Source organism: Streptomyces sp. NBC_01092 (assembly GCF_045039535.1).
In the GTDB taxonomy this organism is placed as follows: domain Bacteria; phylum Actinomycetota; class Actinomycetes; order Streptomycetales; family Streptomycetaceae; genus Streptomyces.
Map to the genome: position 1 here is coordinate 9,881,797 of NZ_CP108659.1, position 16,352 is coordinate 9,898,148.

2 protein-coding genes (1 of these 2 running past the window's edge) are annotated in these 16,352 nt (G+C 76.1%); both read left to right on the plus strand.

Annotated features, from left to right (window positions below; all coding sequences use genetic code 11):
• Positions 1 to 1,707, plus strand: partial view of a type I polyketide synthase gene (locus OG254_RS44470; RefSeq protein ID WP_405593431.1) — the 3' end only. 36,777 nt of this gene lie to the left of the window's left edge; the window shows 1,707 of its 38,484 coding nt (coding positions 36,778-38,484); its start codon lies beyond the left edge, outside the window; it ends in the stop codon at positions 1,705 to 1,707.
• Positions 1,704 to 16,310, plus strand: coding sequence for an SDR family NAD(P)-dependent oxidoreductase (locus tag OG254_RS44475; protein ID WP_405593432.1), 14,607 nt, complete (start codon positions 1,704 to 1,706; stop codon positions 16,308 to 16,310). Before OG254_RS44470 ends, OG254_RS44475 begins: the two co-directional genes overlap by 4 nt.
• Positions 16,311 to 16,352 lie beyond the last annotated feature (42 nt).

A 16,352-nucleotide genomic window follows, 5' to 3' on the forward strand; every position in this document is an offset into this window, starting at 1 on the left:
CAGGCGCTCGGCGACGCGGGGCTGACCGCGCCCCTGTGGTGCGTCACGCGCGGCGCGGTGGCGGTCGGGGCGGCGGACGCGGCCCCGGCTCCGCGGCAGGCCGCCGTCTGGGGCCTCGGCCGGGTCGCCGCGCTGGAGTACCCCGACCGCTGGGGCGGCCTCGTCGACCTCCCGTCCGCCGTGCCCGGCGCCCGTGAACTCGACGCCCTCGGCGCAGTCCTGGCCGGGCACGACGGCGAGGACCAGGTCGCCGTCCGTGGCGCCGCCGCCTTCGCGGGCCGTATCGTCCCGGCGCCCGCCGATGGCCGTGACGCCGACGCGGCCGCCTGGCAGCCCTCCGGCACCACCCTGATCACGGGCGGCACGGGAGCCCTGGCCGCCCATGTGGCCCGGCGCCTCGCCAAGGCCGGCGCCCCGCATCTCGTACTCGCCGGGCGGCGCGGCCCCGACGCGCCGGGAGCCGCCGCGCTGCGCGACGAGCTGACCGGCCTCGGCGCCCGCGTCACCCTCGCCGCATGCGACGTCGCCGACCGGGGGCAGCTCACCGAACTCCTCGCCGGGATACCGCAGGACCTGCCGCTGACGGCCGTCGTGCACACCGCGGGCGTCGTCGACGACGGCGTCCTGGAGCGGCTCACCCCCGAGCGGTTCGGCAGGGTCTTCCGCGCCAAGGCGGCCTCCGCCCTGCTCCTCGACGAACTCACCCGCGACAGCGGCCTGGAGGTGTTCGCCCTGTTCTCCTCGGCGACCGCCCTCGTCGGCAACCCCGGCCAGGCGAACTACGCCGCCGCCAACGCCGTCCTCGACGCGCTCGCCGAACGACGCCGCGCCGAGGGCCTGCCCGCCACCTCCATCGCCTGGGGCGTGTGGGGAGGCGGCGGCATGGCCGGAGGCGCCGCCGCCGAGGAGGCCATGCGGCGGGTCGGCATCGAGCCCATGGACCCCGAGCTCGCCGCCGAAATGCTGTGCCGGCTCGTCACGGAACCCCACCCGACCGCCCTCGTCGCGGGCCTGGCGTCGGGCGCGTTCGCCGGACCCGCCGCCGGACGTCCCCGCGCCCTGCTGCGCGGCCTGCCCGGCCACGACCGGCCGCAAGACACCGCCGAGCGGGCCGCCGAACCGGTCACCGACCTGCGCGAACGGCTTGCCAAACTGCCCCCGGCCCGCCGCACCGACACCGTCCTCGACCTGGTGCTGGCCCGGTCCGCGGCCGTCCTCGGCCACCGCGACGCCTCCGCCATCGGCGCCGAACGCCTCTTCCGCGACCTCGGCGTCGACTCCCTCGGCGCGGTCGAACTGCGCAACCAGCTCACCGCCGCCACCGGTCTGCCGCTGGCCGCCACCCTCGCCTTCGACCACCCCACGCCGCTGGCGCTCGCCCAGCACCTGACCGGACACCTCGCCCCCGAGGCGCCCGACACTCCCGTCTCGCCCGACGGGACCCCGGAGGACGCCAGGATCCGCTCGGCACTCGCCCGGCTGCCCCTGGACCGGCTGCGCGAGAGCGGCCTGCTCGACGAACTCCTCGCGCTGGGCACCGACAACGGCGCCACCGCGCCCCCGGCCGACCCCGAACCCGACGCCGACATCGACGCCATGGCGCTCGACGACCTCGTTCGCGCCGCACTCACGGGGCACGGAGCCGGCCCCGACGACCCCACCGAACCCGATGACTCGGCCGGCCCGGCCGACGAGTCCGCCGAGTGACGGAGCCAGCCATGACCACGATGCCCAGCGAGCAGGTCGTCCAGGCCTTGCGGGCCGCCATGAAGGACGTCGACCGTCTGCGCAGGAAGAACCGGCAACTGGCCGCCGCCGCAGCGGAGCCGATCGCCGTCGTCGGCATCGGCTGCCGGTACCCGGGCGGCGTGCGCTCGGCCGAGGACCTGTGGCGGCTCGTCGCCGACGGCACCGACGCGATGTCCGCGCTGCCCGCCGACCGCGGCTGGGACCTCGGCGCGCTCGGCTCCGCCGGAGTCGACGAGCACGGACACGAACTCAGCACCCGCGGCGGCTTCCTCGACGGCGTCACCGACTTCGACGCCGCCTTCTTCGGCATCTCCCCGCGCGAGGCACAGCGCATGGACCCCCAGCAGCGCCTGCTGCTGGAGATCTCCTGGGAGGCGATCGAACGCACCGGCCTCGACGCCGCCGCCCTGCGCGGCAGCCGCACCGGCGTCTTCATGGGCACCAACGGCCAGGACTACGCCCACCTCGTGCTGCGCTCCCTGGCCGACGCCGACGGGGAGGTCGGCAGCGGCATCGGGGCCGGCGCCCTGTCCGGGCGGCTCTCCTACACGCTGGGCCTGGAAGGGCCCGCGCTGACCGTCGACACGGCGTGTTCCTCTTCCCTGGTCGCCCTGCACCTGGCCTGCCAGTCGCTGCGGGGCGGCGAGAGCACTCTGGCGCTGGCCGGCGGTGTCAACGTGATGGCGACCCCGGGACCGCTCGTCGAGTTCAGCCGCCAGGGCGGGCTCGCTCGGGACGGCCGCTGCAAGGCCTTCGGCGACGGCGCCGACGGCACCGGGTGGGCCGAGGGCGCCGGAGTGCTGCTGTTGGAGCGGCTCTCCGACGCCGAACGGCACGGCCACGAGGTGCTGGCCGTCGTCCGCGGCTCCGCCGTCAACCAGGACGGCGCGTCCAACGGCTTCACCGCCCCCAACGGCCCGTCCCAGCAGCGCGTCATCCGCGCCGCCCTCGCCGCCGCCCGCCTCACCCCCGCCGACGTCGACGTCGTCGAGGCCCACGGCACCGGCACCCCGCTCGGCGACCCCATCGAGGCACAGAGCCTCCTCGCCACCTACGGCCAGGACCGCGAACGGCCCCTGCTGCTGGGGTCGGTGAAGTCCAACTTCGGCCACGCGCAGGCCGCCTCCGGAGTCGCCGGCGTCATCAAGACCGTCATGGCGATCCGGCACGGCATCGCACCCCGCACCCTGCACGCCGACCCCCCCACCCGCCTCGTCGACTGGACGTCCGGCGCGGTCGAGGTCCTCGGCACCGAGCGGCCCTGGCCGGACAGCGGCCACCCGCGCCGCGCCGGCGTCTCCTCCTTCGGCGTGACCGGCACCAACACCCACGTCATCCTCGAACAGGCCCCGCCCGCCCCGCCGGAGCCCGAGCCGACGGCGCCCGCCCGCACACCCGGTGCCCTGCCCTGGCTGCTGTCCGCCGCCACCCCGGCCGCCCTGCGCGACCAGGCCGAGCGGCTGCGTGAACGCCTCGCCGGCGACAGTGATCTGCGCCCCCTCGACATCGCCTACTCCCTCGCCGTCACCCGCGCCGCCCACGACCACCGCACCGCCGCGGTCGACCACACGCCTGCCGCCCTCGCCGACCTCACCGGCCCCGGCACCCTCCACGGCCACGTCACCGGCCGCCCCAGGCTCGCCCTGCTGTTCTCCGGGCAAGGCAGCCAGCGGCTCGGCATGGGCCGTGAACTGCACGCCCGCTTCCCGGTGTTCGCCGCCGCGCTGGACGAGACGCTGGCCTGCTTCGAACCCGGACTGTGCGAGGTGATGTGGGGCACGGACGACGCGCCGCTGAACCGTACGGACCACACCCAGGCCGCGCTGTTCGCCGTAGAGGTCGCGCTGTACCGGCTGCTGGAGTCCTGGGGCGTGCGCGCCGAGTTCGTCGCCGGGCACTCGGTCGGCGAGATCGCCGCAGCCCATGTGGCGGGCGTGCTGTCCCTCGCGGACGCCTGCGCCTTGGTGACGGCGCGCGGCCGGCTCATGGCGGCCCTCCCGGCGGGCGGTGCCATGGTCGCCGTCGAGGCGAGCGAGGACGAGGTACGGCCGCTGCTGACACCCGGCGTGGCGGTCGCCGCGGTCAACGGGCCCCGCGCCCTGGTCCTCTCAGGCTCCGAGGCGGAGGTGGAGCGCCTGCTCGCGGCGCTGGGGGAGCGGCGGCACACCCGGCTCGCGGTGAGCCACGCCTTCCACTCGCCGCTGATGGACCCGATCCTGGACGACTTCCGCAAGGTCGCGGAAGGACTGACCTGGCACACCCCGCAGCTCGCCGTCGTCTCCGGGCTGACCGGCCGGATCGCCGAGCCGGAGGAGCTGTGCTCGGCGCGGTACTGGGTACGGCACGTCCGCGAGACCGTGCGCTTCGCCGACTGCGCGTCCGCCCTCGCGGAGGCCGGGGCCACCGCCTTCCTGGAGGTCGGCCCGGACGCCGTGCTCGCTGCCGCCGCCCGCGCCTGCCTGCCCGAACGGGCCGTCGTACAGCCGCTGTTGCGCCGGGACCGGCCCGAGGAGAGCGCGCTCGTCACCGGCCTCGCCGCACTGCACGTCCACGGCGTCACCGTCGACTGGGCCGCGTTCTTCGCCGGCACGGGCGCCCGCCGCGTGGACCTGCCGACGTACGCCTTCCAGCGCGAGCGGTACTGGCCGGCGGGCGGTGCCCGCACCCTGGAGGTGACCGGCGCCGGGCTCGAAGCGGTGGGGCATCCGCTGCTCGGCGCCGCGATGGTCGTGGCCGGCTCCGACGAACTCGTGCTCACCGGCGTGCTCTCCACCGCCGTACAGCCATGGCTCGCCGACCACCGCGTCGGCGGCATGATCTTCTTCCCCGGCACCGGCTTCCTGGAACTGGCGATCCGCGCCGGGGACCAGGTCGGCTGCGCACGCGTCGCCGAACTCACCCTCGCCGTGCCGCTCGTGCTGCCCGACCAGGGCGGCGTCCAGGTGCAGCTGAAGGTCGGCGGACCGGACGAGACCGGACGTCGTGAGCTGTGGTTCCACTCCCGCCCGGCCGACCGGCCCGAAGCGCCCTGGACCCTGCACGCCACCGGCCGGCTCGCCCCCGACGCCGCCGAACCGGCAGGGTTCGACGCCGCCGAGTGGCCGCCGCGCGACGCGCGCCCCGTCGACCTCACCGACCGCTACGACCGCTACGCCGCCTCAGGCCTGGAGTACGGCCCCGCTTTCCGCGGGCTGCGCGCCCTGTGGCGGCGCGGCGAGGAGCTGTTCGCGGAGATCGCCCTGGACGCCTCGGTCCGTGACACCGGCGAGTACGGCGTCCACCCCGGCCTGCTGGACTCCGTTCTGCACGCGGCCGCCCTGGACCACGACTCCGAACGCCTGTTGCCGTTCGAGTGGCGTGACGTGACCCTGCACGCCTCCGGAGCCGGACTGCTGCGCGCCCGCCTGCTGCGCACCGCGGCGGACACCGTCGTGGTCGACGCCGCCGACGCGCAGGGCGCCCCGGTCGTCTCGATCGCCGGCCTCACCCTGCGCGCCGCGCCCGACGCCGACGCCACCCCTGCCCTGCCCGACGCCGGGTCGCTGTTCCGCCTGGAGTGGCAGAACCACGAGGTGCCGGCCGTCGCGCAGGGCGCCTGGGCCGTGGTCGGCGAGGACCCGTTCGGGCTCGCGGCCCGGCTGGACGGCGCCGCCCGTGTTCCGGCGCTGGACGCGCTCGCGGGCGAGCGGGCACCGCGCCACCTCGTGGTGTCCGTCACCGGGCCCGGTGACGGTGCCGAGGCGGCCCGCGCCGCCACCCGCCAAGCGCTCGCCCTGCTGCAGGACTTCCTCGCCGACGAGCGCCCCCGCCGCTCCCGCCTGCTGCTGGTCACCCGGGGCGCCGTCGCCGCGAGCGACGCCGAGGACGTGACCGACCTGGGCGCCGCCGCCGTATGGGGACTGGCCCGGTCCGCGCAGGCCGAACACCCCGGCCGGCTGCTGCTGGTGGACACCGACGACGCCTCCGCCGCACTGCTGCCCACCCTGCCGGCCCTGCTCGACGACGGCGAACCGCAGGCCGTCCTGCGCGACGGGGAACTGCGGGTCGGGCGCCTGGCCCGGGGCGCGGGCGCCGCGCTCGTGCCCCCCGGGACCGGACCGTGGCGGCTGGACGTGACCGACCGCGGGAGCCTGGACGGGCTCGCCCTGACGCCCTGTGCGCACGAGGAGCTGACGGGGCGCCAGGTGCGGGTGGCGGTGCGGGCGGCAGGCATCAACTTCCGGGATGTGCTCAGCGCGCTCGGCATGTACCCGGGCGAGGCCGGGCTGCTGGGCTCCGAGGCCGCCGGCGTCGTCGTCGAGACGGGGCCCGAGGCCGAGCTCCGGCGGCCGGGCGACCGCGTCATGGGCATGGTCGCCGGAGGCTTCGCGCCGAGCGTCGTCGTCGACGAACGCCAGCTGACCGCCGTGCCCGCCGACTGGTCCTGGGAGACGGCCGGTTCGGTGCCGCTGGTGTTCCTCACCGCCTACCGGGCGCTCGTCGAACTCGGCGACGTCAGGCCCGGCGAGAAGGTCCTCGTGCACGCGGGCGCCGGCGGCGTCGGCATGGCCGCGATCCAGCTCGCACGGCACCTCGGCGCGGAGGTCTTCGCCACCGCGAGCGAGCCGAAGTGGCCCGCGCTGCGCGAACTCGGCGTGGCGGACGACCACATCGCCTCCTCCCGCGACACCGGCTTCGCCGACCGGTTCGCTGCGGTGGGCTTCGATGTCGTCCTCAACGCGCTGTCCGGCGAGTTCGTCGACGCCTCACTGCGTCTGCTCGGGCCCGGCGGCCGCTTCCTGGAGATGGGCAAGACCGATCTGCGCGACGCGGACACCATCCCCGACGGGATCCGCTACGAGCCCTTCGACCTGGGCTGGGTGGACCCCGACGGCATCCGGCGGATGCTGACGGCACTGGACGCGCTGTTCGCCGACGGCGCCCTGCGGCCCCTGCCGGTGCGCACCTGGGACGTGCGGCGGGCCGCCGACGCGTTCCGCTTCATGAGCCTCGCCCGGCACACCGGGAAACTCGCCCTCTCCCTGCCGCCCGCCCTGGACCCCGACGGCACGGTCCTGATCACCGGCGGCACCGGCGGCCTCGGCAGCCTCCTCGCCCGCCACCTCGTCACCCGGCACGGCGTACGGCACCTGCTGCTCGCCGGCCGCCGCGGACCCGACGCGCCCGGCGCCCGCGAACTGATCGAGGAACTCGTCGCGCACGGCGCCGAGGTGGGCCTCGTCGCCTGCGACCTCACCGCGCCCGGCGCCGTACGGGCCCTGCTGAACGCCGTCCCCGACGAGCACCCGCTGACGGCCGTCGTCCACACGGCGGGCGTCCTCGACGACGGCGTGCTGGACGCCCTCACCCCGGACCGGCTCGACACCGTGCTGCTGCCCAAGGCCGACGTGGCCTGGCAACTGCACGAGCAGACCCGCGACCTGGATCTGGCCGCGTTCGTGCTTTACTCCTCCACCGCCGGCCTGATGGGCAGCCCCGGCCAGGCCAACTACGCCGCCGCCAATGCCTTCCTCGACGCGCTCGCCGAGCACCGCCGCGCGCACGGGCTGCCCGCGCTGTCGCTGCGCTGGCCCGGCTGGGAGCAGGACGGCGGCGGAATGACCGCGGCGCTGTCCGACCGTGACCAGCGGCGCATCTCGACGCTCGGGCTGCCGCCGCTGACCGCGGAGCAGGGCCTGGCCCTCTTCGACGCCGCGCTCGCCACCGACGCGGCGGCCCTCGCGCCGCTGCCCGTGGGAGGCGCGCCCCTGCCCCCTGGCGTCCCCGTCCCCGCTCTGCTGCGTGGCCTGGTGCGCGCCGGACGACGTACCGCAGGCAGCGGGACCGTCACGCGTGGCGCGCTCGTCGACCGGCTCGCAGGACTGCGGCCCGACGAGCGGCGCCGCCACCTCGTCGAGCTGGTGCGGGCCGAGGCCGCGGGCGTGCTGGGCCACGGCACGAGCGAGGCGGTCGACGCCGACCACGAGTTCCGCAGGCTCGGCGTGGACTCACTGACCGCGATCGAGCTCCGCAACCGGCTGGTCGGCGCGACCGGCCTCCAACTGCCCGCCACGCTGGTCTTCGACTACCCCACACCACGCCGCCTCGCCGTCCATCTGCTCGGCGAACTCGTCGAGGAGGGCGTCGTCGGCGACGCTCCCACGCCCAGCACCGCTGCCACGGACGACCCCCTCGCCATCGTGGGCATGGCCTGCCGCTACCCCGGCGGCATCACCTCGCCCGAAGAGCTGTGGGCGTTCGTGGCGGCCGGCGGGGACGCCATCTCCGGCATGCCCGACGACCGGGGCTGGGAGAAGCACACCGGCGTCGCCTCCGCCGACGGGATCGCGGGCGGATTCCTGCGCGGCGCGAGCGAGTTCGATGCCGCGTTCTTCGAGATCTCCCCGCGCGAGGCCGTGGCGACGGACCCGCAGCAGCGGCTGCTCCTTGAGACCGCCTGGGAGGCCCTCGAACGGGCCGACCTCGACCCGCACAGCCTGCGCGGCAGCCGCACCGGCGTCTTCGTCGGCCTCAGCGGCCAGGACTACGGCACCCTCGTCATGCAGTCCTCCGTCGACGTGGAGGCCCACGCCACCACCGGCCTGAACACCAGCGTCGCCTCCGGCCGGCTGGCGTATGTGTTCGGTCTTCAGGGCCCGGCGCTGACCGTCGACACCGCCTGCTCCTCCTCCCTCGTCGCCCTGCACCTCGCCGGACAGGCGCTGCGCGGCGGCGAGTGCGGGCTCGCCCTGGTCGGAGCGGTCACCGTCATGTCCACGCCGGTGGGATTCGCCGGGTTCTCCCGCATGGGCGGCCTCGCCACCGACGGCCGCTGCAAGGCCTTCGGTGACGGCGCCGACGGGACCGGGTGGTCCGAGGGCGTCGCCGTCCTCGTCGTGGAGCGGCTGTCGGACGCGGTACGCAACGGGCACGAGGTCCTCGCCGTGGTCCGGGGCTCGGCCGTGAACCAGGACGGCGCCTCCAACGGGCTCACCGCGCCCAACGGCCCCTCCCAGCAGCAGGTCATCCGCCAGGCCCTGGCGGGCGCCGGGCTCACGCCGGCCGACGTGGACGCCGTCGAAGCGCACGGCACCGGCACCTCGCTCGGCGACCCGATCGAGGCCCAGGCCCTGCTCGCCACCTACGGCCAGGACCGCGAACACCCGCTGCTGCTCGGCTCGGTGAAGTCCAACCTCGGCCACACCCAGGCCGCCGCGGGCGCCGCCGGGCTCATCAAGACCGTGATGGCGATGCGGCACGGCGTCCTGCCCCGCACCCTGCACGCCGACCCGCCCTCCCGGCACGTCGACTGGTCGAGCGGGGCCGTGCGGCTGCTCACCGAGAACCTCCCCTGGCCGGACACCGGCCGCCCCCGCCGGGCCGGCGTGTCCTCGTTCGGCATCAGCGGCACCAACGCCCACGTCCTGCTCGAACAGCCGCCCAGCCCGCCGGGGTTGGAGGGCGGCTCGGTCGGCGCGCCGGGGTCGGACCACGCCCCGGTCATCGCGCCGGGGGCGACCCGTGCGTCGGTCGGCGACGTCACCACTCCGGGCCCCGACCGCTCCCCGTCCGGCGGCGCCACCACACCGACACCCGACCGCGCCGCGGGCACCGTCCTGCTGCCGTGGGTGATCTCCGCCCGCACCGAGACCGCCCTCGACGCGCAGATCGAGCGGATCCGGTCGGCCGCCGACGGACTCGACGCCCGCGACATCGCCTGGACGCTGGCCGGCCGCGCCGCCCTCGAACACCGCGCCGTCCTGCGCGCCGACGGCACGACGGAGCTCGCCCGCGGCCTGGCCGCCGACCGCCCCCTCGCCGTCGTCTTCCCCGGCCAGGGCAGCCAGCGGCTCGGCATGGGCCGTGAACTGCACGCCCGTTTCCCGGAGTTCGCCGCCGCTCTCGACGAGGTCCTCGGCCACTTCGACGCCGCCGTCCGGGACGCCATGTGGGGCAGCGACGAGGCGCTTCTCAACCGCACCGACCACGCGCAGTGCGCGGTGTTCGCCGTAGAGGTCGCGCTGTTCCGGCTGCTGGAGTCGTGGGGCGTCACCGCGGGACACGTCACCGGGCACTCCGTAGGCGAGGTGGCCGCCGCCCACGTCGCGGGTGTCCTCTCCCTCGCGGACGCCTGCGCGCTGGTGGCGGCCCGTGGCCGGCTGATGGCCGCGCTGCCGCCGGGCGGCGTGATGGTCGCCGTCGAGGCGACCGAGGACGAGGTACGGCCGCTGCTCACCGAGGGGGTGTCCCTGGCGGCGGTCAACGGCCCCACCGCCGTGGTCGTCTCGGGCGCCGAGGACGAGGTCACCGCCGTCGTGGCCGCCCTCGGCGAGCGGCGGCACACCCGGCTCGCCGTCAGCCACGCCTTCCACTCGCCGCTCATGGAGCCGATGCTGGACGACTTCCGACAGGCCCTGGCCGGACTGGAGTTCCACCCGCCCCGGCTCACGGTCGCATCGGCCCTCACCGGCCGGATCGCCGGGCCCGAGGAGCTGTGCTCGACGCAGTACTGGGTGCGGCACGCCCGCGAGACCGTGCGGTTCGCCGACGCGGTGGACGCCCTGCGCGCGGCGGGCGCCGGCGCCTTCCTGGAGGCCGGCCCGACCGGCGTGCTCAGCGGCATCGTCCTGGCCGGCGGGCCACGGGACGGCGTCGCCGCCCCGCTGCTGCGCCGCGACCGGGGCGAGGAGGAGACCGTGATCGGCGCCCTGGCCACGCTCCATGTCGCGGGCGTCCCCGTCGACTGGCGCGCCGTCGGCACGGGCACCGGAGCGCGCCGCGTGGAGCTGCCGACGTACGCCTTCCAGCGGGAGCGGTACTGGCCCGACGGCGGCCCCGTCGCCCCGCCCACCCCCCGCACCGAATCCGCCACCGACGGCACCGCTTCCCGGGCCGGGCTCGTCGCGCGGCTCACCGCCCTCGGCCCGGAGATGCGCAAACGGCATCTGCTGGGGCTGGTGCGCACCGAGACGGCCGTCGTGCTCGGCCACCGCGGCGGCGACGAGATCGACCCCGACCACGAGTTCGGCAGGCTCGGCATGGACTCGCTCACCGCCGTCGAGCTGGGCAGACGCCTGTCCGCCGGCACCGGACTCCAGCTGCCGGCCACCCTGGTCTACGACTACCCGAGCCCCCGCCGACTCGCCGCCCACCTCCTCACCGAACTGCTCGACGACGGCGCGGCCGACCAGATCGCCGAACCGTCGACGCGCCCGGTCGCCCAGGACGAGCCGCTGGCCATCGTCGGCATGGCCTGCCGCTTCCCCGGCGATGTCAGCACCCCCGAACAGTTCTGGGAGCTGATGCTCTCCGGCCGTGACGGCACCGGCCCCTTCCCGGACGACCGCGGCTGGGACCTCGACACCCTGCATGGCGCCGGCCCCGGCGCCAGCGCCACCACCCGCGGCGGATTCCTGTACGACGTCGCCGACTTCGACCCGGGCTTCTTCGGCATCAGCCCGCGCGAGGCCCTCGCGATGGACCCGCAGCAGCGGCTGCTCCTTGAGACGTCGTGGGAGGCGTTCGAGCGCGCCGGACTCGACCCCGAGTCCCTGCGCGGCAGCCGTACCGGCGTCTTCGTCGGCACCAACGGCCAGGACTACGTCCACCTCGCCACCCGCGCCCGCGAGGACATCGGCGGCCACCTCGGCACCGGCCTCGCCGCCAGCGTGATCTCCGGCCGGCTGGCGTACGTGTTCGGGCTGGAGGGACCGGCCATGACCGTGGACACGGCCTGCTCCTCCTCCCTGGTGTCGCTGCACCTCGCCGCCCAGGCGCTGCGGGGCGGCGAGTGCGAACTCGCCCTGGCCGGCGGCGTCACCGTGATGACGACCTCGGTCAGCTTCGTCGGCTTCAGCATCCAGGGCGGCCTGGCGACGGACGGCCGCTGCAAGGCGTTCTCCGACGACGCCGACGGCACCGTGTGGTCCGAAGGCATCGGCATGCTGGTCGTCGAGCGGCTGTCGGACGCCGTACGCAAGGGGCACGAGGTTCTCGCGGTCCTCCGGGGCTCGGCCGTCAACCAGGACGGCGCCTCCAACGGGCTCAGCGCCCCCAACGGCCCCTCCCAGCAGCGCGTCATCCGCCAGGCCCTCGCGAGCGCCCGCCTCACCCCGGCCGACGTCGACGCCGTGGAGGCGCATGGCACCGGCACCCGGCTCGGCGACCCGATCGAGGCACAGGCGCTCCTCGCCACCTACGGCCGTGACCGCGAACGACCCCTGCTGCTCGGCTCGGTGAAGACCAACATCGGTCACACCCAGGCCGCCGCCGGAGTCGCCGGCGTCATCAAGTCGGTGCTCGCGCTGCGCCACGGCCGGCTGCCCCGCACCCTGTACGCCGACACCCCCTCCAGCCGTATCGACTGGTCCTCGGGCGCGCTGTCGCTCCTGACCGACACCACCGAGTGGCCGGAGACGGGCAGGCCGCCCCGCATCGCCGTGTCCGCGTTCGGGATCAGCGGCACGAACGCGCACGTCATCATCGAGGGCGCCGAGTCGACGCCTTCGGATACGGCTGCCGCGACACCCGCCCTCGCGCCGTGGCCGGTGTCCGCCCGCACCGAGGAGGCCCTCGACGCCCGGATCGGCGCGCTGACCGCCTGGGCCCACGGCCGTGACCCGCTCGACGTGGGCCGCTCCCTCGCCGCCCGCTCGCACTTCGCCCACCGTGCGGTTCTCCTCGCCGACGGCGAATCCGTGCGCGGCACCGCCGCCGAACGCCGCCCGGCCCTGGTGTTCTCCGGGCAGGGCGCACAACGCCTGCGCATGGGACGGGAGTTGTACGACCGGTTCCCGGTGTTCGCCGACGCCTTCGATGAAGTGCTGGGCCACCTCCCGCCCGGTCTGCGGGACATCGTCTGGGGCGACGACCCCGGGGCACTACGCCGCACCGAGCACGCGCAGCCCGCCCTGTTCGCCCTCCAGGTCGCGCTGTACCGCCTCGTCGTGTCCCTGGGCGTCACGCCGCAGTACGTCACCGGACACTCGGTCGGCGAGATCGCCGCCGCCCATGTCGCGGGCATCCTCACCCTCGACGACGCCTGCGCCCTGGTCGCCGCCCGCGCCCGGCTGATGGGCGAACTGCCGCCCGGCGGCGTCATGGTGGCCGTCGCCGCCGCCGAGGACGAGGTGCTGCCCCTCCTCACCGCAGAGGTCGCCATCGGCGCCGTCAACGGCCCGGGCGCGCTGGTGCTGTCCGGTGCCGAGCCCGCCGTCGAGGCCGTCCTCGCCCGGCTCGGCGACCGCCGCACGCGCAAGCTGGAGGTGTCCCACGCCTTCCACTCCCCGCTGATGGACCCGATGCTCGACGACTTCCGGGCCGTCACCGCCACGCTGACCCACCACAGGCCCCACATCCCGTTCGTGTCCGCGACGACCGGCGCCGCGGCCGGCGAGGACCTCGCCTCGCCCGAGTACTGGGTGCGCCACCTGCGCGAGCCCGTCCGCTTCGCCGACGCCGTCCGCACCCTCGCCGGCACCGGCGCCGACGCCTTCCTGGAGATCGGCCCCGACGGCGGCCTCACCTCCCTCGTCGCCGACCTCGCGCCCGACGCCGCCGTCGCCGTACCGCTGCTGCGCCGCGACCGCCCTGAGGAGGCGTCGGCGGTGACCGCGCTCGCCGCCCTGCACGTCGAGGGCATCACGGTCGACTGGACCGCTCTGTACGAAGGCACGGGCGCCCGGCGCCTGCCCGACCTGCCGACCTATCCGTTCCAGCGCCGCCGGCTGTGGCCCACCGCCTCCTTGCGCTCCGCCGACGCGACCGGACTCGGCCTCGCCGCCACCGACCACCCCCTGCTGGGCGCCGCACTGCGGGTCGCCGGGGCCGGGGACCTGGTGCTCACCGGCACCCTGTCGCGCACTCTGCACCCCTGGCTGGAGGGCTCGGCCGTGGACGGCGCGGTCCGGCTGCCCGGCGCCGCCCTGGTGGAGGCAGCCGTACGCGCCGGAGACCAGGTCGACACGCCGCACGTCGCCGAACTCGCCCTCACCGAGCCCATGACCGTGCCCGACCAGGGCGCCCTCCAACTCCAGCTCCGTATCGGCGCCCCCGGCGACGACGGCGGCCGGCCGGTGTGGTGCCACACCCGGCCCGCCCACGAACCCGACGCCGACTGGACCGGGCACGCCCATGGCCGGCTCACCGCCGAGCCACCGGCCCCGGCACCCGACACCACCCGGTTCGCCGCCGGCCAGTGGCCCCCGCCCGAGGCCACCGAACTCGCCCTGGACGACCTGTACGACCGACTCGCCGACGCCGGTGTGACCTACGGCCCCGCCGCCCGCGCCCTGCGCGCCGCCTGGCGGCACGGCGACCACCTGTACGCCGAGATCGCGCTGCCCAAGGAGACCGGCGAACACGCCGGGTTCGGACTGCACCCGGTGCTCCTCGACGCCGCCCTGCACGCCGCGCACCTCGTCACCGCGGCCGATCAGGCCGAGCCCGAGCGGCTGCTCGCCGCCGAGTGGCGCGAGGTCTCCCTGCACGCCGTGTCCGCCACCGAGCTGCGGATACGGCTGACCGGCAGCGGCGACACCCGCGACCTCGTCGCCGCCGACCCCTCCGGCGCGCCCGTCCTCACCGCCCGCGCCGTCGTCCTGCGCCCGGCGCAGCGCCGAGCCGACGCCCCCGCCGCCGGACCCGACCTGCGCACCTCCCTGTTCCGCCTGGACTGGGAGGAGCGGCCCATCCCGGCCACCCCCACCGAGCCGGCTCCCTGGTACGTCCTCGCGACCGACGGCACCGACCCGGCCCTCGGCCTCGGCGCGCTCGCGGAACCAGTGAAGTCCCTAGCCGAACTGCGAGAAAGTGACGACGCGCCGGTGCGGCTGCTCGCCGTCCCGCTCACGGGCCACCCCGACGACACCGCCGGAGCGGTCCACGAACTGACGCACCGCGCACTGACGCTGATGCAGGAGTTCCTCGCCGAGGACCGGTTCGCCCGCACCCGCGCGGTGTTCGTCACCCGCGGCGCGGTCGCACCGCACGGCGACGACGTCACCGACCCGGCCGCCGCGGCGGTCTGGGGCCTGGTGCGGTCCGCCCAGATGGAACACCCCGGCCGGTTCCTCCTCGTCGACGTCGACGGCGGCACGTCCTCGGCGGCCGTGCTGCCCGCCCTGCCGGACACGGACGAGGAGCAGTTCATGGTGCGCGACGGATGCCTGCGCGTGGCGCGGCTCGCCCGCGTGCCCGACGCCGCCGCCACGACCGACGCCGGTCCGGCCCGCTGGCGCACCGACGGCACCGTGCTCATCACCGGCGGCACCGGAGGCCTGGCCCGCATCCTCGCCCGGCACCTGGTCACCGCCCACGGCATGCGCCACCTGCTGCTCGCCGGCCGGCGCGGCCCCGACGCCCCCGGCTCCGCCGAACTGCGCGAGGAGCTCGAAGCCCACGGCGCCCGCGTCACCCTGGCCGCCGCCGACGTCGCCGACCCGGCCGACGTGGCCGCCCTGATCGCGGGCATCCCGGCCGAGCACCCGCTCACCGCGGTCGTGCACACCGCCGGCATCCTCGACGACGGCGTCCTGGACGCCCTCACCCCCGACCGGTTCGACGCCGTCCTGCGGCCCAAGGCCGACGCCGCCTGGCATCTGCACCGGGCCACCGGCCATCTGGACCTGGACGCGTTCGTCACCTACTCGTCCACCGCCGGCGTCGTCGGCAGCCCCGGCCAGGCCAACTACGCCGCCGCCAACGCCTTCCTCGACGCCCTCGCCCAGCACCGCGCCGCGACCGGACGCCCCGGCCACTCGCTGGCCTGGGGCCCCTGGGCGCACAGCTCCGGCATGACCGGCGGGCTCAGCGAGGACCACATCCGGCGCATGAACCGCTCCGGCACCCCGCCCCTCGAACCCGAACTGGGACTCGCCCTGTTCGACGCGGCCACTGCCCGCGCCGACGCCCGCCCCGTGCTGATGCGCACCGCCGCCCGCACCGGCGCGGCGCTGCCCTTCGCCGGACCGGTGCCCCCCGTCCTGCGCGGGCTGATCGGCGGACGCCGCACCGCCGCCGGCCGCAATCGCGCCGCAGAACTCGCCGCCCGCCTCGACGGACTGCGCCCCCAGGACCGCACCCGGCACCTCACCGACCTGGTGCGCACCGAGGCCGCGACCGTGCTCGGCCACGACACACCCGAACAGATCGGCGCCGAGGACGAGTTCGCCGCCCTCGGCTTCGACTCCCTGACCTCCGTGGAGCTGCGCAACCGGCTCGGCACCGTCACCGGCCTGCGCATCCCCGCCACCCTCGTCTTCGACCACCCCACCCCGCTGGCCGTCGCCGAGCACCTCGCCCGGCGACTCGGCCGCGGCCCGACAGCACCAGCCGACGCACTGCACGCCGAACTCGACCGCCTGGACACGGCCCTGGCCGGCGCGCTCGACGCCGACGGCCTCGACCCCGCCGCCCGGACCGGCACCGCCGCCCGGCTGCGGGCCCTGCTCGCCCGGATCACCGACGACGGCGGCGAACGGCAGGGCCCGGACGACGACGTGCGCAAGCGCCTCGACGCCGCCGGCGCCGACGACCTCATCGCCTTCATCGACAGCGAGATCGGCCGACCCACCGACCGCTGAACGGGTCACATCTCCCCACCGGTCTCCCACCGAGGAAAGGGC